This is a genomic window from Psychrobacter sp. AOP7-C1-14, assembly GCF_052376135.1.
Lineage (GTDB): Bacteria > Pseudomonadota > Gammaproteobacteria > Pseudomonadales > Moraxellaceae > Psychrobacter.
The window spans coordinates 33,702-54,181 of the sequence record NZ_JBQSVH010000003.1 but is presented as its reverse complement, the minus strand read 5'-3'; the positions used below and the strand labels follow the sequence as shown (position 1 = coordinate 54,181).

Genomic DNA, 20,480 nt, shown 5'->3' with positions numbered 1-20,480 from the left:
TAAATCGTGGGTTTCATAAAGCGCAGGGGCTTTTTCAATGGCTTCTTTTTTACCTGAAGTAATGAGCAGTGCTCATGTTAATATCAGTAATATAGGGCGTAAGGCTATGGTACGTATATCTTATCATTAGTAAACTTGGTACATATATGACTGTGTCAGCAAGTCAAAGCGCTCTTATTCTCAGTACGTTCTATTGGCAGTGATTTCAGCGCACGTTGTAGGCGTGAGCGAGGGTCATTTACAGTTCTAAAAAATACTGATAATAAAAAAGCATGGTGCTGTTGCCATTTATCCATCAAAGTCTAACAATAATATCGCGGTCATGATTGCTACTATATAGTGGCGTTATTCAGCGATTGTTTGTTCAGGCTAAGCAATTGGTTACTCTTTGTTTATCGTTCTTTGTATAACGTCAATAATATCTTGGGTGTCTCAAGGTTAGGTGTTGCAGCTTTTGTTATCAGCGGGGCGTACTTGGCAAACAGAGTAATGGACCAGCTTGTCAGCGTGGTATCGTATTTACATTGTTATCGTCATCTGTTTGACCACCAATACTTAGGCAGCTATCGAGTTACTTTTCGATCCTAACGCTAAACTACCCATACTTGCTCAACTATGCGGGCATAAAGAACCATCAGATAAATAGTCATTAAATAATGATTGATTATCGAGTACGGTCGTTGTCATGCAATTAGTGAGTCAGTGTTGTGTTGTAATCGGTTAATAAGCTGATTTATTATCAGAGTTATTAGCGCGATGGTATTTAGTGTCACTATTTATTTTATGGTACCGAATAACATTCAGTACAGTATTCTTAATTTACAGGGCTATATTTGGTAAGTAATACCTCTAAGTAAATAATGTGCCTTAAAATTAGATGAGACGTGTCATGTCAGCAGGATAAATAGTATCAACCTCTTTGCTAGCAAGTAGTAGTAAACTGACAAGTAGTAAAACGGTGGTCAACTATTTGTAACAACAATGATTATTGCTGTCGCATCTGCTTAATTGTCGCTCAACATGCTAAACTATAGCAAATCTTTGTGTAAATACCTAACTAAAAATGACAAACTCAAAAATGACTGACGACGCTCCTACCCATGAAGCTCCTGCTATTTTCAATAGCAAAACACGCCCGCAAAGCGCTGATGATGAGATTAGCAACTTCGGTAAGGTGAACTATCTTGAAGTAACGCGCCATCAACACGATCAGCGTTTGGATAATTTTTTGTTAAACCGCTTAAAAGGTTTGCCAAAATCGCATATCTATAAAATGATTCGCTCAGATGAAATACGCGTCAATAATAAGCGCTGCAAGGCACACGATAGAGTGCAGCGTGAAGACGTGGTACGTATTGCCCCTGTAGAGCTAGCAACGCGCGAAAAACCGATTATTAGTACCGAGTTTGCCAACAGCCTGCTGGCTCGTGTGGTCTATGAAGACGATGGTTTGCTTGTATTAAATAAGCCGTCTGGCATCGCCGTACATGGTGGCAGTGGTTTAGACTTTGGGGTTATCGAAGCGATGCGTGAAGTGACAGGTAAAAAATACCTAGAGCTGATACATCGCATCGATAAAGATACATCAGGGCTGCTGATGATTTCCAAAAAACGCTCAACGCTTAAAGTATTGCAGCAGCATTTGGTAGATAAGACCATTCAAAAGCACTATCTATGTCTTGCCAAAGGACAACCTGCGCTTAATGAGCAACGTATCAATGCGCCGTTGCTACGTTATACGCTTGCTAGCGGTGAGCGCCGAGTTAAAGTCGACGCTCAAGACGAACAAGCAAAGGAAAGCCAAACCGATATCATTATCCATGATCGTTTTACGATTAATGATCAGCCAGTAAGCTTAATCGAAGCCAAGCCATTAACGGGTCGTACTCATCAAATCCGTGTACATTTGGCACATATTGGTCATGCTATCCTAGGTGATGATAAATATAACGTTCATGATAAATCAGGCGTCCATCGTCTATGTCTACACGCATGGCGCTTAGATATTCCAGGCTACGAAACTATTACTGCACCATTACCAGACGACATGGCAGATTGGCTACCAGAAACAACGAAGTTACCTGAGTAGCTGTTAAAAACAAACTCTCAAACCAAACTATTTTATATACTCCTAAACGTCACGAACTCTTATTTTTACGAATAAGTCGCCGTGACGTTTTAGTATCTGCTATTTATTATTCATTAAGGTAAATTCATGATTAAACCAACGACAACTTCAGAGCGCATTATAGAGGCTCAACCATCAGCAGAACATCGTTTGTCAGATAAGACATTGATTATTTTTGATTGGGACGGCACGCTAATGGATTCAATTGGTTTAATCGTTGAGTCTATGCATGTGGCTGGGGAGGCACACGGGTTTAAGACGACTGATAAAGCTGTAAAAGATATCATTGGTCTGAGTTTAATGAACGGAATTAGAATTTTATATCCTCAGGCAAACGATGTGCAGTTGATTGCCATTCAGCAAACCTATGCAGAGCACTATATTGCCAATAGTCACAGCACGCCACTTTTTGAACCGATAGAGCATATGTTACAAACTTTGCAACAGCAGGGTAAAACGCTCGCTGTAGCAACTGGTAAAAAAAGAAAAGGGTTGGATCGTGTATTAGATGCCTCAGATAGCCATGATTATTTTGCGATTACGCGTTGTGCTGATGAGTCAGGATCAAAACCTGAACCGCAGATGTTGACTGATATCTTGGACTATACGCAGAAGCAGATTTCTGACGCCGTGTTTATTGGCGACAGTATCTATGATATTCAGATGGCAATAGCATTAGGTATGACTAGTATAGCGGTAGACTATGGTACGGCAACAAGTGCAGAGCTTGCTGCGCAAAATCCAACCTATCAAGTGGATACTCCGCAAGCGCTAGTTGATTTGTTATGCAGGTAGCGCTATTTTTATGATCCTCATTGTTTTATTAGCATACTGATAATAATAATGGGTTAAAAAAAGAGACAACAAAAAAGGGTTTATCGTAAGAGCGATAAACCCTTTTGATTAGAGAGTTTAGTAACTATTTGCTCTCTTTTTCGCCGCTCTCTTTCTCAATAGCGTCTTCTAACTCAGCGCCTTCTAGCAACGCAAAAGATGACTCAACGATTTTGTCTGCATCAAGTTTATACTCATACCAGCGGCCCATTATCCCAGCCAATTCCTCGAGACCTTCTTTTTTAAGGGCCGAAAATAACTGAATGGTACAATTTAAGCCCAGTTTTTTCAGACGTTTACGAGTTTCAAGTAGGGCGTTTTTGGAAGCACCGTATTTTAGCTTATCTGCTTTGGTCAGTAGGATATGCACTGGTAGCTCACCATCTTTTGCCCAGTGTAGCATCTGCTCATCAAAAAACTTAAGCGGATGACGAATATCTGTCATCAGTACCAGACCTGCAAGGCTTGAGCGTGATACCAAGTATTCTTCTAGCTCAACTTGCCATTCTTTTTTCATCTCTAGCGGGACAGCTGCATAGCCGTAACCAGGCAAATCGACCAAACGTCTGTCAGTATCACCGATACTAAAAAAGTTAATCATCTGTGTGCGTCCAGGTGTCTTAGACGAGCGAGCTAACTGACGCTGATTGGTTAAGGCGTTGATGGCTGATGATTTTCCGGCGTTTGAGCGCCCTGCAAAAGCAACCTCCAATCCCATGTCAGGTGGACAGAGACGAAAAGTAGGTGCTGACATCATAAACTCAGTTTGCTGAATTTTCTGACGAGATTTGGTATTGAACAAGGCATGTTCAGCGGCGACATCGTTAAACGGGGTACTCATAAATGGCTCATTAATCTCAAAAAATTGGATGCGATTATAAAATTTTAGTCAGCTGATGATTCAAGTCATCGGTGTGGTCAAGTAATTAGTAAAGCAATAGGTAAAACAAAGTAAAAGGCTGTTTTTCATTGATACAGTTATATGAAAATCATAAACGTAGCTATTTAATATTACTGGCTATTCTATACTATTCCTTGTCTTACTTATTGAAATAACTGCGATTAGCATCATATAAATAGTAGGATAACATTAAAGTTGGCTAGTCATTAAGACAAGTTCTCAGCTTTAACAAAGCTATATCCAAATCATCTATGTTTATATGACATATATTGTTACAATGTTTAATGAAAGACGTTTAATAGAACGATTGATGAGACACGTGAAATATCACGAGGAGGTGCTCTATGTTTTCAATCAGTAAACTTCTTAGCACGAGTTATCGCGCTATAACGGCTAGCAGTGCTGCACTATTACTTAGTGGCATTATGATTAGCAGCGCAGGTGCGGCGGATATTGCCACAACCTATGATAACTCATGTGCAGTCTGTCACGATAGTGGGGCGCTAAATGCCATAAAAAAAGGTGATAGTGCTAAATGGCAACAGCTAATTAAACAAAAAAGCATGCCGATGCTTATCAAATCTGTTAAAGGTGGTATGCCGCAAATGCCAGCAGGTGGACTTTGTGACAATTGTAGTGATGACGACTATCGCCAACTTATCGAGTACATGAGCAAATAATTAGCTCATGAAAATATAAAGTAAAGCGCTGGGTTAACAACCTATCTGCGCTTTTTATTTTTGCGTCATATTGTGTATTGTGTTGCCAGAAAACTGATGGATACTATGATTAAGTAGGCAAATGATACAAAGTCTTGCTATAATAATCGAAAATAAACCCTGATGTTAGTAAGTACTTTCAGACTGCTTGTGTCCAAGACCTTAAAATATATGCTACTCTCATAATTAAAGAGATGGCTATATCAGGTATCTTACCCGTGCAATCACTCTAAATAATGCTTACGCCGAGCTAGTAGGATTTGTATCAATGAAAAAGTTAATCGCTGCTGCCAGCTTATGCGTTGCAAGTTTCAGCGTACAAGCTGCTATTATTGTTCCTGAATATGACGTCAATGCAGGTCAAGAAATTGCAGAAACCGTTTGTGCTGCTTGTCATGGTCTTAATGGCGTCAGTGTTGTTCCTGCACAGCCAAACCTTGGCGGCCAAAATGTAAAGTACCTGTATAAACAGCTAGTCAACTTTAAAGCAGGTTATCGCAAAAACGGTATCATGCAGTCACAAGTTGCTAACCTATCTCAGCAAGACCTAGCTGACGTAGCAGGTTATTATGCTACTCAAGCGCCTTGGGGTGTTGGCTATGGTAATCCTGTGACCAACCAAGAAGCGACTAAGCTATTCTTGGGCGGTGATAAGTCACGCGGCGTTATTGGCTGTGCAGGCTGTCATGGTCCAGATGCTGCAGGTAACACTTGGGCTGCATTTCCAAAGTTAGGCGGTCAGCATGCTGAGTATATTTCAACTCAGCTAAAACTATTCCGTGCCGCTGGACGTGTTGATGATATCGATAGCGATGATCAAAAACGAGTCAATGACGCAGCCAAAGAAGGCGAGATGGGTATGATGCAAACGGTTGCATCAAAACTGTCAGATCGTGACATTCGTATCCTGTCAGACTATGTAAGTGCTATTCACTAATTGAGTCGTACTGATTCAAGACCTGATACTTTGCTTTGCACAGAAGATCATTAAGTAAAGCCACTGAGTACTGAACCGCGTATTGATTTATATCTGAATGACTAAACCCCGATTTCGGGGTTTTTTTATAACTGTTTGTCCCTTATATTAAGACATTGTTTAGATGAATTCATTTACAGAAGCCAGTCGTTGCTCTGTATAATTACAAATTATCGTTATTCACTTTATACCAACCTCAAAACACGATCAGCTGTGTCAAATATGTTCAATCTACTATGCGTAGTATTAGCACTTGTTTGGTTTGCTGAGCTAGTTTTTGTGAATGGTATTAGATCGTTTGGATTGAAATTATGATGATCCGTTATGCCTCTTATTTTATCGCGGCGATACTACCACTATTGCTATTTCGTTGGTTTGCACCTGCGTCAATTGGTGAGATTGATTTTTGGTTGCTATGGCTATTAGCCATGGTATTGGTTGCGCTACCTGTTGTTTATGCTGAGATAGCATTGGCCTATCGTAGTGTCGAAGGACCTCTAGCAGGCATGCAAAAGCTTACTCGTGAGGCAGACGTCAGTCCGATATGGCGCAGCTTTGGTTGGTCGGCGGCGTTAGTCTCTATTGTGATTGCAGCGTTGGTGATATCTGGCGCAAGTACGGGGATATTGTCTGCATTAACTGAGCTAAATAGCGTACCTGATGTACCTAACTTCGCGGTTGCTGCAGGCCTAATGGTCATTGCGGTGCTTTTAAGCTTGCTAGGTGGTGCGCCTCTACCTATTGGTTTAGGACTAATGGTAATAGGACTGCTATTAGGGCTCGCAAACGGTGTGCCAAATACTGGTTTCGCCATGACTGATGTCAGTTTGATGGAGTGGGCACGTGCAGTTGCGTTAGCATTAGTGAGTGTTGGTGCGGGTACAGGACTATACTGGTTCGGTCAGAACTTGGTGAGTAAGCAGACAGTCACAGCTGTAGAATCAAGCAATCAGCAAGCAAAGAACAGAGCTGCTACTCGTGAGTACCATGCAACCAAGCTAGTATTACCGATTTGGGTATTGCAACTGCTGATAGGAGTGGTGGCTTTATTTACTAGTGGTCTGTCATTGCCACCAATTGGACAGTTACTATATTGGGGCGGGGTATTGTTTGTAGCTAGCTACTTGCTACATTATAGTATTCAACAGTTAACGCATAAGTTTGGATTGTTAGTTAGTTTGATAATCACTTTTGCTGTGGCGTTATTATTAGTAGTTGCGATTCCGACAGCATGGCTAGTAGGTATCTTGGTCATTATTAGTAGCATCGCTGTACTAGTATTATCAGTATTTACCGGTTGGCAGATGAAAATCAGTCATTTGCGTAAATCACTAAATTTTAGCAATGAAGCTGTTTATAACTTGTGGCGAGTTGCGATACGTTTAGTCGTACCATTAGCATTGCTATTAGCATTGATAGGTTGGGTGATGCAGTGGTTGAGCTAACAGTTAGTGGCCGTGACAGCAGTGTGCTACAGGCTACTCAAGCTAAGTTAATGACGGTATATCTGGCGTATGCTGAAGATGAGCAGCGCCAGCATTATGTAGCTTTGCAGGTTAAACAAGGTGTTAGTTTGTATGAAGCATTGGTACAAGCGGGATGGCTTGAGAAGTTTGCAGAACTGGCAGAGTGGTGTGAGCAAGTCATAGATATTACCACGCCAACTGCAAAACGTTGGCATGTGGGAATTTACGCACAAAAACAGCCATTAAGCTATTTGCTACAGCCTTTTGACCGTATCGAGGTGTATCGCAGCTTAAGCGCTGATCCTATGTCTCAGCGCAAAAGTAAATCTCGCAGCTAAACCATTAGCTATCTAGACCGATAGGGTTTACTGACTATGACGTTGGCAGACTCTCAATACCTTCGATACGCGTGACCAAACCATTATCATCAAAATAAATCACTAAATGCTGGCTAGCGTTTTTGACATCTGCGATACCTTTACGGCTACCTTCAGTACCTGCTTTATAGTCATAGATGTAATCCCAGCGTTTAGGCTCAAGCGTATCTCGAATTGCAGGGCTACCAAGCGCATAAAGAACTTGGTTTTGATTCATACCTACTTTTAGCTTCTGGGCTTGGTTTTGAGTAATCGCTGTGCCTTGTGGCAAATCAATCTTATAAACACTCAATAATGAGCAGCCAGACATAGCAACAGTAGCGCCAAGCATACTGGTGATAACGATCTTACGTAATGCGCTTGTGGGGCTTAACGGACGGAAATTTAATGTCTTTATCATGGTAAGATGACTCATAAGAAATGAATTAGGTGTGGCCAGCATTAGGTCGTACCAGTCTGACCGACAATCTTGGACAAATGATACGTCATTTACTTGCAATTGCCTACCACTTACGACATTATTTACCAAACACAATCTGAAGAGTGATATTAATTATATTTTAAATTCATAGGCTTGCATCTCGATAATTATAAAATAATAAGCGTGATGTCTGCGTAAGCTCAGTCAGTTTGTTATGAATCATTTACTCTACATTTTACGAAAATAATCATCTTTGATTATTTATCACATATTTTTTATTTGCTAAGGCTTCCACAGTCAAGAGGGATATTATGGCTTCTTTTACCAATCAAGATTTACGTAGAGCAGGACTCAAAGTCACGTTGCCTCGTATCAAAATTTTAGAACTATTAGAGCGCGCAGAGCTGCATCACATGAGCGCAGAAGAAGTATATAAAGCACTTATTGACCAAGGTGAAGACGTAGGTCTTGCCACTGTCTATCGTGTACTGACACAGTTTGAGCAAGCGGGTATCGTTGAGCGTCATAATTTTGAAAACAATCTATCTGTGTTTGAAATTACACAAGAAGAGCATCATGACCATCTAGTTTGTGATGTATGTGGCAAGATTATAGAGTTTCATAATGAAGTCATCGAAGAAGAACAGCTGAAAGTAGCAGAAAAACATGGCTTCAAACTATCTGGGCACTCTCTTGTGCTATATGGTATATGTGCGGAGCAAGCTTGTAGAGACAGTGCGAAATAATTATCTAGTGTGTAAACAAAAATGCTTATTTCTGCTAATAATGTTATAGCGAACCACTGACAATGCTGTGTCGACCAATAAAAAAAAACCCTCGTTATTTATAACGAGGGTTTTTTTTATATGTTTACTCTGTATGGGAAGCTGAAGAATATTAGCTAACATCTAACGATAAACTATCGGCACCTTCATCTAAATTGGTATTACCGTTTTTGCTGCTGAGCTTGATTTTAAGGCGCAGATCGTTAGGAGAGTCAGCATGTAGAATCGCTTCTTTATAGGTTATCTCCCCTTGTTCGTACAAATCAAAAAGCGCTTGATCAAAGGTTTGCATGCCACTGTCTCGTGAGCGTGTCATTACATCTTTGATTTCATGGACTTCCCCTTTACGGATATAGTCACTGATCAGCTGCGAATTTAGTAAAATCTCGATCGCAGCGCGTCGTCCTTTACCATCAGGCGTGGGGATAAGTTGCTGAGCGATAATTGCTTGTAAGTTCAACGACAAATCCATAAACAACTGATTATGGCGATTGGTTTCGAAGAAATGAATAATACGATCGATTGCTTGGTTGGCATTGTTTGCATGCAATGTTGCAAACACTAGGTGGCCTGTTTCTGCGTACTGGATAGCATAGCTCATCACCTCACGGTTACGAATCTCGCCGATTAGGATGACATCGGGTGCTTGGCGTAGCGTGTTTTTTAGGCCTGCTTCAAATGAATGGGTATCGATACCAACTTCGCGTTGGGTAATAATACAACCACGATGTTTGTGAACAAACTCAATAGGATCTTCTATCGTAATAATATGACCATGAGAGTTTTGATTGCGATGTCCTATCATTGCTGCAAGAGTGGTGGATTTACCCGTACCCGTTGCACCAACTAATAGAATAATACCGCGTTTTTTCATAGCCAATTCTTTTAGCGTTGGCGGCAAACGTAACTCTTCGACCGTTGGAATATTATTTTCAATTTTCCGTAAAATCATTCCTGCCATATCACGCTGTACAAACGCACTGACTCGAAAACGAGCTTGCTGTGCTTCATCAGAGATAGCAAACTGACACTCATTAGTATCTTCAAACTCCTTTTGCTGGCTTGGCGTCATTACACCTTTGACCAGTCTCATGGTTTGCTCAGCACTTAAAGGGGTTCTACCGACCGGTAAAATTTTTCCATTCACTTTCATGGAAGGTGCTACGTCAGCCGTAATAAAAAGGTCAGATCCATTTTTGCTGATCATTAACTGTAATAGTTTATCAATGTCCATATCGCACCTGCACTAGAGGTAACTCAATTAAGAAAATATTTAAAATCATACTGTAAAGTTCGTCAGTAGATTGCTACTAGATAATAGTGGATATCACCAATTATTCATTTCTGATGGTCTATATATACTATAGAAACGCTTCAGGCTGTTTTGCATAAGGACGCGCAACATCTTTGCTAATAGTTCCTTTGCCTACCAAGTTCTTTAACGTCTGATCAAGGGTAATCATGCCATCGCCAGCACCCGTTTGAATAGCAGAGTACATTTGAGCGATTTTGTTCTCACGTATCAAATTACGGATGGCAGGTGTACCTATCATGATTTCATGAGCAGCCACACGGCCACCTGCTTGACGACGTAACAGAGTCTGTGAAATAACGGCTTGTAACGATTCTGATAGCATCGCGCGAATCATGTCTTTTTCAGCAGCTGGGAATACATCAATGACACGGTCAATCGTCTTAGCGGCTGAGCTGGTATGCAAGGTGCCGAATACTAAATGACCAGTTTCTGCCGCTGTTAGAGCCAAGCGAATGGTTTCAAGGTCACGTAGCTCGCCAACCAAGATAACATCGGGATCTTCACGTAGGGCAGAGCGTAATGCTGGCTCGAAACCTAAAGTATCACGGTGGACTTCACGCTGGTTGATCAGACTTTTCTTTGACTGATGGACAAATTCAATCGGATCTTCGATAGTTAGAATATGCTCTTTACGGCTTTCATTAATGTAGTCAATCATCGCCGCAAGTGTTGTCGATTTACCTGAACCTGTTGGACCTGTCACCAACACCACCCCACGTTTAAGGTCTGAGATACGTCGGAATACATCGCCCATACCTAAATCTTCCATCGTTAATACTTTGGAAGGAATGGTACGAAATACAGCACCTGCACCGCGGTTTTGATTAAAAGCATTGACACGAAAACGTGCTAAATTAGGAATTTCAAAAGAAAAATCTGTTTCAAAAAACTCTTCAAAGTCGGCACGCTGCTTGTCATTCATAATGTCATAAATAAGCTGATGCACGACTTGATGAGTCATCTCTGGCATATTGATACGCGTCATTTCACCATCGACACGTATCATTGCTGGCATGCCCGCTGAAATATGTAAATCTGATGCCTTATGTTTAACCGTAAAGCGTAGCAAGTCTTCGATATTGAGGTTGTTTTTTGCAGCCATAATTTGATATTCCTATCGCTTAGTCTAGGTCAGACAAAACATTATAAAAGTACGTGGTAAACTATCTATCAATAATTTCACAAATAGCGATGAAAGGCTGGCCCGTACAGATCTTTGCCATCGCGAGCATATTTAGCAGCATACGTTAAAGTATGTAACAATATCATAACAAGACTGTGTGTATTTAACCATCTACTAAATTGAGAAAAGTCAGCACTGTATCGTTTTAAAATAACTCTTATAAGAGTTATCCCTGATTCATTTCAGAGAATTGGATGATTGCGTTCTTTTTATAATAAAAATTGCAGAAAAAATAAACCAAGTAATAAGGGTTGAGTATGAATGAAATAAATGACAATATCGATGAAATGACACTTATCAATAACTGGCAACAAGTTAGTAAGCAAATGAAGCAAGCATGCGCTCATGCTGATAGACAGGCTGATGATGTTATGTTGTTGGCTGTTTCGAAAACAAAACCTGCCGATATGATTACAACTTTAGCAAAGCAAGGACAGCGTGATTTTGGTGAAAACTATCTACAAGAAGCCATTGAAAAAATCACCGCACTCAAAATGCAACCTGTAGGTGAGAATATTGTTTGGCACTATATCGGTAGTATCCAACGTAATAAGACACGTGACATTGCAGAGCACTTCGATTGGGTACAAACAGTTGAGCGAGATATCATCGCCAAACGCTTAAACGACCAAAGACCAGATGAGCTACCACCATTAAATGTGTTGATCCAACTTAATATCGATAATGAAGACAGTAAGTCTGGGTGTCTACCATCTCAGTTACCAGAATTAATAAAGACAATGAAAGAGTATGAGCGTTTACAGTTACGGGGTCTGATGATTATCCCCGCTAAAGCCAATACAGATGCTTTTGCACGTACTAAGCAATTGTTTGATGAAGTCAAAGCAGACTATCCAGAGTTAGAACATTGGGATACGCTTAGTATGGGCATGAGTGGTGATATGACAGAGGCGATAGGAAATGGCACAACGATGGTACGTGTCGGCACTGCTATCTTTGGTCAGCGTGCTTGATATGTTGCGAATAGGCTAGTTAAGAATAATTTAACTGGCCTGTAAATTAAAGGATATCTTCTAATTGGGTTACTAACATCTGCGTAATTTTAAGATTGTCAGTCGCAATAATTTCAAACCGATAATTAGCATACTCAATTGTGTCGGTTTTTTTAGGGATTTTTCGGAGCATATACATCATAAATCCACTGATAGTTTCGTAATTTTGACTGCGTGGTAAGTCGACAATATCTAATGCACGAATCACATCTTCAATAGGCGTCATGCCATCGATTAGCCACGAGGTGTCAGTGCGCTGGACAATAGGTTGTTCCTCTAACGTTACCAGCTCACCCATTACAATACTCATTACGTCCTTCAGCGTGATAACGCCAACCACTAGTGCATATTCGTTCACGATAACCGCAAAGTCAGCACCAGTAGACTTGAACATCTCTAACACTTCAAACAAAGACAACGTATCAGGAATGAAAAGTGCTGGTTTCAATAGAGCTTTGTTCGTTAAGCTAACTTCTTGTTGGTTCAAAACCAAAGCTAGAAAGCTACGAGACTCCACATAACCGACGATATGCTCTAAATCATCGTCATGGCAGACCAAAAATTTATTGTGTGGCTGCTCAATCATGATATTTACGACGTCTTCGGTACTTGTTTTCGTATCAAAATAAACGATATTTTCGCGAGGGTTCATCACTGAGGTGACGGTACGCTCCTGCATATCAAATATATTTTCGATCAAGTGATGCTCTTGCTTCTTTAGTACACCTGCTTCGGCACCAGCATCCATCACTGCATAAATATCTTCTGGTGTCATATCATCTTGGCGTATGGTTGAAATGCCAAAAAGTTTAAACAGGATATTCGCGGCTCCATCGAACACCCATATAATGGGCTTTAATATAAATATTAACAGCATCATTGGGCGTACGAGTCGTACCGCTATCGTTTCAGTATTTGACATGGCCAAACGCCTAGGCATGAGATCAGCGAGTAGTGAAAACAAACTTGTGATCAGTACAAACGATATAACCGATGCTACCGTTTCATTATTAAATAATTGCTTGAGATAAGGACTGATGGCTGACTCACCCACGGCACCAGCTGAGATAGCGACCGCGTTTAGCACTATTTGTACGACAGTGATAAAGCTACCAGGATGGTCTTGCATATTAAGAATATCAAGTGCGCGAACATCGCCTTCTTTTGCCATAATTTGGAGCTTGATTTTACGTCCTGCGGCGATGGCAATCTCAGCAGCAGAAACAAAGGCACTTAAGGCAAGCAATAAAAGAAGAAAAACACTAGCGGTTAGCAAACTCATGACGTACTCGAAAAAGAAATAAAGATAATTAAGGCAAAATAATTATTGAAGCTGTGTGGAAAAGAATAGGGTTAGGTATAAGCTTTTTTGGTAGATAAAAACCAAAAAAGCTGGGCAAGCACCCAGCTAATAGTAAAAAATTCGATATCTTTTAAAACTGGCTAACTAGTACCTCTCAAGTTATAACTAGTAGAAATCGAGAGGTGTGTAGTAATTAACCTTTGATTGACCACTTATTAACCAATGGGTAACGGCGTTCACGTCCAAAAGCTTTGTGGCTAATCTTTGTGCCGATAGGGGATTGCAAGCGTTTGTATTCGGTGTTGTCTACCATTCTAATGACTTTGGCAACCATCTCAGCATCAAAGCCTTTATCAATAATCTCCTGATAGCCCATATCTTCATCGATATATGACGTCAAGATACCATCTAACACATCATAATCAGGCAAGCTGTCTTGATCTTTTTGATCTGGACGTAATTCAGCCGATGGCGGACGAGTAATAACACGTTCAGGAATAACAGGGGTGTCTTCTAAACGGTTACGATAGCTTGCCAATTTATAAACTTGAGACTTATATACGTCTTTTAATACGTCAAAGCCGCCAGCCATGTCGCCATATAGCGTTGAATAACCAACTGCCAATTCTGACTTGTTACCAGTCGTAATGACCAAATGACCAAATTTATTAGACAATGCCATCAAAATAACACCACGAGCGCGCGCTTGGATGTTTTCTTCGGTCGTGTCCGCTGGCGACTTATTGAATAACGGTGCTAGCGTATGACGGATGCCTTCGACAGCGTCAAAAATAGGGCAGACGGTGTAAGAAACATTTAAGCGACGTGCCTGTGCTTGAGCATCTTCTAGACTGATTTGAGAAGTATACTCATATGGCATCATGACTGCATATACCTTGTCAGCGCCTAACGCGTCAACAGCGATACAGAGTGTTAATGCTGAATCAATACCACCTGATAACCCGACAATAATGCCAGAGAACCCTGAATGGTTGACATAGTCGCGTAGACCGACGACTAACGCCTGATACATTTCAGATTCGCGGCTCAAGGTTAGAGGAGCTTTGGTCTGATCGTTAAACTTAGCAGTTTTTACATCTAAGGTGGTCATTAGTAGTTGATTCATAAAGCGCGGCGCTTCATGAGCAATGCTACCGTCAGCTTGTACCGCCATAGAGCCACCATCAAACACTAGATCGTCTTGCCCGCCAACAGCGTTGACATAGACGATTGGTAGCTTGTTTTCACGGCTACGCTTGGCCAGCATGGTTTTGCGGTTGTCTTGCTTTTCAATCTCAAAAGGTGATGCATTTAAGCTTACGATTAAATCAGCACCTTGTTTTTTAAGCTCAGAGATAGGACCTTTTTCCCACAAGTCTTCACAGATAAGCAGACCAATGGTAATGCCTTTATAGTCGAATAAAACTTGATTACGACCTTTATCGAAATAGCGACGTTCATCAAACACGCCATAATTCGGCAAAATCTGCTTATGGTAAAAGCCTTTTTGATGACCGTTATGTAGGATGGCAGCAGAGTTAAAAGTACCGTGGTGATCGACATGCGGATAGCCGACAATCATGACGATATCATCAATATCACTCAAAGTAGACAAAGCGCTTTTGACACGGCCAGACAAGCTTGGACGTAGCAATAAATCTTGTGGAGGGTAGCCTAAAAGAGCCAACTCTGGGAATACGATAACGTCAGCACCTTGTTCGCGTGCTTGTAATGCTAGGGTACGCATTTTTTCAACGTTGGTTGCGATATCACCGACTAAAAAATGCGTTTGGGCTAGGGCAAAAGTGACAGTATCTTGTGGTTTGTTGGTATTACTAGCTTTGTCTGAGGTGTTAGAGTTGGGGTTATCAGTGTCTTTTGACATTGTTATTGTTCCTATCGATATATTATTAAAATTTGGTGTGTCTGTATTGATTTCAAATAAAATCAAAGTAAATCCGAAATTAACTCAAAATTGCGCCCTTACATATAAAGCTCAAATATTGAGCTGATATGCTGAGTCTAAGTCTCATATAAGCCTTTATAAAAGACTTATTGTTTTATTCAAGTAACTCACTCTAAGTGATAGCGACACTCTAAAATTAGAACTTATGATAGTCTAAAAGAAGACGATATAAGTGAGTATTGAAATCTGGCTCAGAAGATTAGATGTCTGTACAACGATGTAAATAAATCTGTGCAAATAAACTTAACTACACTGAAAAGCTTAAAATAATTGCTTTAGTATAACATCAATTGTCGCGACAAATAGAACGCACCAGTGGATTCCCTTATAAGATAGCAGTTTAAAAGCTGAACATAAAAGCAGTTTGCAATACATCATTTTTACACACTAAATTCATGCATTATGCGCTAGTTATTATCGTCGCCATCTAGTAAGCTTGCATAGACAAAGTTGTAAGTAAAGGTTACAACAACGCGTTATATAACTTACATGCTTTATTGCATAATAAGGCGTGCTAACTGCACTTTTATTATTCTATTTACAGTAATAAATGGCTATGAATTCACGGTATGGAGCTGGGCACAGTCATACTATTTAACTGTCATACGGTTTAATTGCTATGTTATTTAATCGTCATACGACTTCGTAAGTCCGAAATCCGAAGCAATGCTTTTTTGTATGACTCGCAACTCTCGCTAATGGATATGGCTGACAGACAGTGTCTAAAAGCTAATATTCATCACACATTTATAAACTCGCCAGCAACTTTATCGTTTGCTGTCCGCTTTTGGTTTATACGCTATGATTGAAAACTGGACAAAAGAATTTATTATTCAGCGCTTATTGGCAATTACGTTGCTAGTAGTGCTGTTCGTATTGTGTTTTCAAGTGGTGCAGTTTTTTATTGTACCAGCGCTGTGGGCAGCAATTTTGGCCTATGTGACTTTTCCTATCTACAATTTTTTCCATGAAAAGGTGAAGCTGAGCCCAGACTTTAGTGCCGCTATTATGACGGTGAGCATCTCATTGATAATTGGTGTACCACTGGTCATCGGTGTATTTATCTTGCAGCAAGAAGCTTTGAGTTTAATTAGTAATCTAATTTACCGTATCAAGGTAGGTTACTTAGATGTACCTGATTCTATTAAAGATTTGCCTATTATTGGCCAACAAGTCAAAGACGTACTGTGGCGTATCAATAAGAATCCAGAAGGAACGTTGGAAGCTTTTCGCATTTGGGTTCAGTCGCATTTATATTATGGCAAAGTCGCATTTGATGTGGTGTTCAGTAGTTTGGCTAAACTGGGTATGGCGTTAATGACGCTATTCTTCTTTTATCGAGATGGCACCAGTTTGATTCGCCAAATTCGCCAAGCGCTTCGCAATATTATTGGTAATCGTATTGATGGCTATATTGATTCTGTAGGTACAACCACACGTGCCGTGGTATATGGTATTGGCTTGACGGCGTTGGCACAGGCGACATTGGCAGGTATCGGGTATTACTTCTCTGGTGCACCAAGCCCTATCTTATTAACCATCGTTACTTTTATTATCGCTTTGATTCCTTTTGGCACGCCATTTGTTTGGGGCGGTGTATCGATTTGGCTATTGAGTCAAGGACATACTGCAGAAGGTATTGGCTTGGCACTATGGGGTGTATTAGTAATTAGCTGGGTGGATAATTTGATTCGTCCTATCGTCATTAGCGGCGCGACCAAAATCCCTTTTATCATTATTTTTATTGGTGTACTGGGTGGTCTGACAGCGTTTGGCTTTGTTGGTTTGTTTATCGGGCCTGTCGTACTGGCTATCGGACTTGCGGTTTGGCGCGAGTGGATATCCCAACACAAAAATGAGATATTTGCTCAGCAAGAGGTGATGCTTTCTGACCCTCGGGCTATAGATCCTATGCACGAACCAGAGTAACGAGTTATTAGCAAATATGATGTAAAAAATTATCGATAGAGATGATGAATAATGGCAAATAAAAATATGGTAGAACCGACGGATAATAAGACCGATGAAACAAGTACGGTTAAAAATATCACTATTTTAGCGGACAGCAATATCGCCAGTCTGCATGATTTTTTTAATGATTCTACGCTTGGTCAGCTGACTAAGCATACAGTTGATATTGTTACTGTTGTTGGTCGAGATATTGATGCAGCGCTACTTGCCGAAGTACAGCCGGATGTGCTGCTGATACGCTCAGTGACGAAAGTAGGCGAAGCGCTATTAGTTGATAATAATAGTGTGCAGTTTGTTGGATCTGCGACTATTGGTACTGACCATGTAGATCAAGGTTATCTAGCGTCTCGCAATATCACTTTCGCTAATGCAGCTGGTTGTAGCAAGCACTCTGTGGCTCAGTATGTGTTGACAGCTATCTTAACGTTGCGCCCGCAGTACTGGCAGCAGTCAAGGCCTTTAACATTAGGTATCATTGGCCTTGGTAATATCGGCAGTACGCTGGCTCAGTATGCCTATGACTTGGGTTGGCAGGTGTTAGGTTATGATCCTCTGTTACCAGCCTCTAACACTAACAATGCTAGCCTTGAACAGGTACTTAGCAAAAGCGACGTAGTTAGTTTGCATGTGCCTTTAACCAATGAAAAGAATGCGATGAATCCTAAAGGTAGTGATTATCCAACACGTCATCTTATCAACGTCGCTGCACTGGCAATTATGCCTGCCGATACGATGCTAATCAATAGCGCGCGAGGACCTATCATTGAGGAAAGTGCGCTTGAAGCAGATATTGAGCGTACTGAACGTCAGGTGGTGCTAGATGTGTTTGAGCATGAGCCAGAAATCGCAGCAAGCTTACTATCTAAACTTGCCATTGCCACACCGCATATCGCTGGCTATACGCTAGAAGGTAAGCTGCGTGGCACACAAATCATTTATGATGCACTGTGTGAAAAACTAGCGATACCTCCAGCGCAATCTATGTCCAATCTGCTACCGCTAAATATGTTTTTATGGTCTGAATTAAAATCACATCCAGACAGACTGCCAAAATTTTATGACATTATGCAAGATGATACCTCGTTGCGAAATAAAGCAGTTGATAAGCAAGTGAATGGTGCTGACTTTGATGGTCTGAGACGTGATTACCATTTGCGTCGTGAGTGGCAATTTTGAAAAACAAAATACCGAGCAACCAATTATTCATCAGTCGCAGTAGAGCACAATGACTCAAGCAAACAACACTTCTTCGCAGCCTATTACTTCTAAGCCTATTATTTCCAAGCTTAGCTACGCATCAACCATGACATTTGCGATGGCACAACAACGCGCGCAATTCATCAGTAATATTCGACAGTTTTTTACCAGCCGACAAGTACTGGAAGTGCAGACACCGCTATTATCTCAAGCAGGTAACACAGACACTTTTTTGCAGTCTGTCGCAGCCCGTGTGACCTATCAAGACCGTCCGCGCACTTATTACTTGCATACCTCGCCTGAATTCGCAATGAAGCGTTTATTAGCCAGCTGGCGAGTGCCTATTTATCAAATTTGTCCTGTCTTCCGTGATAACGAAATAGGTACGCGTCATAATATTGAATTTACGATGCTTGAATGGTATCAACCTGATTATAGTTTAGACGAGATAGCAACTGAGCTTAATGAATTGTTAGAGGTGCTGTATGGTCACTCAATTGTGATGAGTCATTATCGTTATGTCGATGCCTTTATGGATTTTGTGGGTATACATCCGTTGACAGCAAGTTTAACTGCATTACAAGCCGTGGCAGAAGATATAGGTTTGGTAGGATTTGATTTTAACAATGCTGATGATAGCGAAGAAAGTCGTCGTCAGAGCTGGTTAGATTTGTTATTTAGTCATGCCGTAGAGCCAAACCTAGGCCATGATTTGCCGACATTGATTATAGAGTATCCACCTGCGACCGCTGCACTCGCGAAGACGGCTGTGGACAAAGACGGTAATAAAATAGCAAAACGTTTTGAGCTGTATATCAACGGCATTGAAATTGCCAACGCTTATGATGAGCTAGCGGATGGTCAAGCATTACGAGACCGTTTCGAACAAGACAATCAATTACGCGCGCGTCATGGTCTACCTCAAATGCCAATTGATGAGCATCTAGTAGCTGCATCTGATGACTTGATGCCATGTAGTGGTATTGCAGTCGGTATGGATAGATTGCTAATGGTTTTAACAGGTGCAAGCAGCTTGGACGAAGTCATTTCTTTCCCCAGTGGGCAAGCATGATTGAAAGAGCTTTTTTCGATTAGTTGTAATTTAAATACGTAATAAAAAGGTCGTTGCCGATTTACCAATTAGATATTGGCGAATCGATAACGACCTTTCGTATTGGCTGCTTTTAAAATCTAGCAGACACAACCAATTCTGCTAATGCTAAATTTATTTATACCGTAGCAACTGCTTCATTGATATCGATATCACCATTGTGTAGATTAAAGACTTTTCCTATCGTGTTATCTGCAGTTAATACTGCTGCTAACGTTGTCGCTACATCTTCGATGGCATTCTCACCAGAACTGGTATCATCAATAGTGATTTTGCCCGTACCAGCGCGTTCTTTTAGTGCGCCTGGCTGTACGATAGTGTAGTCAAGCGAGCTGTTATTCACTAACCAGTGATCAGCGTAGTGTTTAGAGATATAGTATTCTTTTAAGTCTGCAATACTAGGGTTTTCATCCCATTTGTCAGTTTCTAATGAGAAGACCGAGCTCAGCATAATATAACGTTTGATACCTTTATCTTGTGCAGCCTGCATCGTTTTCACGGCACCGTGCAAGTCAACTTCTAAGACGTTTTTACCACCAGATCCTGCAACGAAATAAACCGCCTCAATATCTTGATCTAGTTGTTTTTCAATAGAGTCTTTACTAGCTGTAATGTCTAAATCTAGCTGGATATAATTGTCATTATCGAATAATTTCTCTTTCTGACGAGTCGTGCCAATAACTTGATGATCATCAGCTAGCAATTGCTCAACCAAATCACCGCCCACTCGACCACTTGCACCAACGACTAAAATTTTCATAATCATTCCTATTTTTATTTAAATTATATTGTTTGAATTATTCAGTAAGTTTAT

18 protein-coding genes are annotated in these 20,480 nt (G+C 40.7%); 11 read left to right on the top strand and 7 right to left on the bottom strand.

Annotated elements, in window-relative coordinates:
* The first annotated feature begins 1,078 nt into the window (after window positions 1-1,078).
* Both ACT3QN_RS03935 and ACT3QN_RS03930 read left to right on the top strand, forming a co-directional pair.
* Window positions 1,079-2,089: an RluA family pseudouridine synthase gene (locus ACT3QN_RS03935; RefSeq protein ID WP_444522199.1), complete on the top strand. Its 1,011-nt coding sequence runs from the start codon at window positions 1,079-1,081 to the stop codon at window positions 2,087-2,089.
* Between the two features lie 126 nt (window positions 2,090-2,215).
* Entirely contained in the window at window positions 2,216-2,923 is a 708-nt protein-coding gene (locus ACT3QN_RS03930; protein WP_444528972.1) for an HAD family hydrolase, read from the top strand.
* Window positions 2,924-3,047: 124 nt separating this feature from the next.
* Here ACT3QN_RS03930 and yihA read toward each other — a convergent pair whose 3' ends face one another.
* The gene (yihA, locus tag ACT3QN_RS03925) at window positions 3,048-3,803 is read right to left on the bottom strand and encodes a ribosome biogenesis GTP-binding protein YihA/YsxC (RefSeq protein ID WP_444528971.1); all 756 of its coding nucleotides are present in this window, start codon (window positions 3,801-3,803) and stop codon (window positions 3,048-3,050) included.
* 404 nt (window positions 3,804-4,207) lie between these two features.
* On the opposite strand from yihA, the gene ACT3QN_RS03920 reads away from it, so the two are divergent.
* The 4 genes from ACT3QN_RS03920 (at window position 4,208) to ACT3QN_RS03905 (ending at window position 7,362) form a co-directional block, all read left to right on the top strand.
* The gene (locus ACT3QN_RS03920; RefSeq protein WP_444528970.1) at window positions 4,208-4,543 is read left to right on the top strand and encodes a c-type cytochrome; all 336 of its coding nucleotides are present in this window, start codon (window positions 4,208-4,210) and stop codon (window positions 4,541-4,543) included.
* Window positions 4,544-4,850: 307 nt separating this feature from the next.
* Complete coding sequence (locus ACT3QN_RS03915) at window positions 4,851-5,519, top strand: c-type cytochrome (RefSeq protein WP_444521019.1); 669 nt, start codon at window positions 4,851-4,853, stop codon at window positions 5,517-5,519.
* 350 nt (window positions 5,520-5,869) lie between these two features.
* Entirely contained in the window at window positions 5,870-7,003 is a 1,134-nt protein-coding gene (locus ACT3QN_RS03910; protein ID WP_444521018.1) for a hypothetical protein, read from the top strand.
* Window positions 6,991-7,362, top strand: coding sequence for an RnfH family protein (locus tag ACT3QN_RS03905; RefSeq protein ID WP_444521017.1), 372 nt, complete (start codon window positions 6,991-6,993; stop codon window positions 7,360-7,362). Before ACT3QN_RS03910 ends, ACT3QN_RS03905 begins: the two co-directional genes overlap by 13 nt.
* A gap of 34 nt (window positions 7,363-7,396) precedes the next feature.
* On the opposite strand, the gene ACT3QN_RS03900 is transcribed toward ACT3QN_RS03905, so the two are convergent.
* On the bottom strand, window positions 7,397-7,816 hold the full coding sequence (locus tag ACT3QN_RS03900) for an outer membrane protein assembly factor BamE (protein WP_444521016.1): 420 nt from the start codon (window positions 7,814-7,816) through the stop codon (window positions 7,397-7,399).
* Between the two features lie 317 nt (window positions 7,817-8,133).
* On the opposite strand from ACT3QN_RS03900, the gene fur reads away from it, so the two are divergent.
* On the top strand, window positions 8,134-8,568 hold the full coding sequence (fur, locus tag ACT3QN_RS03895; RefSeq protein ID WP_444521015.1) for a ferric iron uptake transcriptional regulator: 435 nt from the start codon (window positions 8,134-8,136) through the stop codon (window positions 8,566-8,568).
* A gap of 151 nt (window positions 8,569-8,719) precedes the next feature.
* Here the strand turns inward: fur and ACT3QN_RS03890 are convergent, their stop codons facing one another.
* Together ACT3QN_RS03890 and ACT3QN_RS03885 are read right to left on the bottom strand one after the other, a co-directional pair.
* Complete coding sequence (locus ACT3QN_RS03890) at window positions 8,720-9,841, bottom strand: PilT/PilU family type 4a pilus ATPase (protein ID WP_444521014.1); 1,122 nt, start codon at window positions 9,839-9,841, stop codon at window positions 8,720-8,722.
* Window positions 9,842-9,968: 127 nt separating this feature from the next.
* Window positions 9,969-11,024, bottom strand: coding sequence for a type IV pilus twitching motility protein PilT (locus ACT3QN_RS03885; RefSeq protein WP_444521013.1), 1,056 nt, complete (start codon window positions 11,022-11,024; stop codon window positions 9,969-9,971).
* 338 nt (window positions 11,025-11,362) lie between these two features.
* On the opposite strand from ACT3QN_RS03885, the gene ACT3QN_RS03880 reads away from it, so the two are divergent.
* A complete protein-coding gene (locus ACT3QN_RS03880) occupies window positions 11,363-12,079 on the top strand; it encodes a YggS family pyridoxal phosphate-dependent enzyme (protein ID WP_444521012.1) in 717 nt (238 codons plus the stop codon).
* A 46-nt stretch (window positions 12,080-12,125) separates the two neighbouring features.
* On the opposite strand, the gene ACT3QN_RS03875 is transcribed toward ACT3QN_RS03880, so the two are convergent.
* Complete coding sequence (locus ACT3QN_RS03875) at window positions 12,126-13,400, bottom strand: hemolysin family protein (protein ID WP_444521011.1); 1,275 nt, start codon at window positions 13,398-13,400, stop codon at window positions 12,126-12,128.
* A gap of 214 nt (window positions 13,401-13,614) precedes the next feature.
* Window positions 13,615-15,306, bottom strand: a complete 1,692-nt coding sequence (locus tag ACT3QN_RS03870; protein ID WP_444528969.1) for an NAD+ synthase — start codon at window positions 15,304-15,306, stop codon at window positions 13,615-13,617.
* An 882-nt stretch (window positions 15,307-16,188) separates the two neighbouring features.
* Here ACT3QN_RS03870 and ACT3QN_RS03865 point away from each other — a divergent pair.
* The 3 genes from ACT3QN_RS03865 to epmA all read left to right on the top strand — a co-directional run bounded on the left by ACT3QN_RS03865 (window position 16,189) and on the right by epmA (window position 19,627).
* Window positions 16,189-17,316 carry an AI-2E family transporter gene (locus tag ACT3QN_RS03865; protein WP_444521009.1) on the top strand — a complete coding sequence of 376 codons (1,128 nt, stop codon included), beginning with the start codon at window positions 16,189-16,191 and terminating at the stop codon, window positions 17,314-17,316.
* Between the two features lie 66 nt (window positions 17,317-17,382).
* Window positions 17,383-18,534 (top strand): 4-phosphoerythronate dehydrogenase, encoded by a 1,152-nt coding sequence (locus ACT3QN_RS03860; RefSeq protein ID WP_444529075.1) that lies wholly within the window; start codon window positions 17,383-17,385, stop codon window positions 18,532-18,534.
* A gap of 49 nt (window positions 18,535-18,583) precedes the next feature.
* On the top strand, window positions 18,584-19,627 hold the full coding sequence (epmA, locus tag ACT3QN_RS03855; RefSeq protein ID WP_444528968.1) for an EF-P lysine aminoacylase EpmA: 1,044 nt from the start codon (window positions 18,584-18,586) through the stop codon (window positions 19,625-19,627).
* Window positions 19,628-19,784: 157 nt separating this feature from the next.
* Here epmA and ACT3QN_RS03850 read toward each other — a convergent pair whose 3' ends face one another.
* The gene (locus tag ACT3QN_RS03850) at window positions 19,785-20,426 is read right to left on the bottom strand and encodes an NAD(P)H-binding protein (protein ID WP_444528967.1); all 642 of its coding nucleotides are present in this window, start codon (window positions 20,424-20,426) and stop codon (window positions 19,785-19,787) included.
* Window positions 20,427-20,480: the final 54 nt, after the last annotated feature.

Coding starts and splice junctions, on each gene's coding strand:
- ACT3QN_RS03920 (WP_444528970.1), top strand. CDS start 4,208: ATGTTTTCAATCAGTAAACTTCTTAGCACGAGTTATCGCGCTATAACG.
- ACT3QN_RS03885 (WP_444521013.1), bottom strand. CDS start 11,024: ATGGCTGCAAAAAACAACCTCAATATCGAAGACTTGCTACGCTTTACG.
- ACT3QN_RS03890 (WP_444521014.1), bottom strand. CDS start 9,841: ATGGACATTGATAAACTATTACAGTTAATGATCAGCAAAAATGGATCT.
- ACT3QN_RS03915 (WP_444521019.1), top strand. CDS start 4,851: ATGAAAAAGTTAATCGCTGCTGCCAGCTTATGCGTTGCAAGTTTCAGC.
- ACT3QN_RS03900 (WP_444521016.1), bottom strand. CDS start 7,816: ATGAGTCATCTTACCATGATAAAGACATTAAATTTCCGTCCGTTAAGC.
- yihA (WP_444528971.1), bottom strand. CDS start 3,803: ATGAGTACCCCGTTTAACGATGTCGCCGCTGAACATGCCTTGTTCAAT.
- ACT3QN_RS03930 (WP_444528972.1), top strand. CDS start 2,216: ATGATTAAACCAACGACAACTTCAGAGCGCATTATAGAGGCTCAACCA.
- fur (WP_444521015.1), top strand. CDS start 8,134: ATGGCTTCTTTTACCAATCAAGATTTACGTAGAGCAGGACTCAAAGTC.
- epmA (WP_444528968.1), top strand. CDS start 18,584: ATGACTCAAGCAAACAACACTTCTTCGCAGCCTATTACTTCTAAGCCT.
- ACT3QN_RS03875 (WP_444521011.1), bottom strand. CDS start 13,400: ATGAGTTTGCTAACCGCTAGTGTTTTTCTTCTTTTATTGCTTGCCTTA.
- ACT3QN_RS03910 (WP_444521018.1), top strand. CDS start 5,870: ATGATGATCCGTTATGCCTCTTATTTTATCGCGGCGATACTACCACTA.
- ACT3QN_RS03870 (WP_444528969.1), bottom strand. CDS start 15,306: ATGTCAAAAGACACTGATAACCCCAACTCTAACACCTCAGACAAAGCT.
- ACT3QN_RS03865 (WP_444521009.1), top strand. CDS start 16,189: ATGATTGAAAACTGGACAAAAGAATTTATTATTCAGCGCTTATTGGCA.
- ACT3QN_RS03860 (WP_444529075.1), top strand. CDS start 17,383: ATGGTAGAACCGACGGATAATAAGACCGATGAAACAAGTACGGTTAAA.
- ACT3QN_RS03850 (WP_444528967.1), bottom strand. CDS start 20,426: ATGAAAATTTTAGTCGTTGGTGCAAGTGGTCGAGTGGGCGGTGATTTG.
- ACT3QN_RS03935 (WP_444522199.1), top strand. CDS start 1,079: ATGACTGACGACGCTCCTACCCATGAAGCTCCTGCTATTTTCAATAGC.
- ACT3QN_RS03880 (WP_444521012.1), top strand. CDS start 11,363: ATGAATGAAATAAATGACAATATCGATGAAATGACACTTATCAATAAC.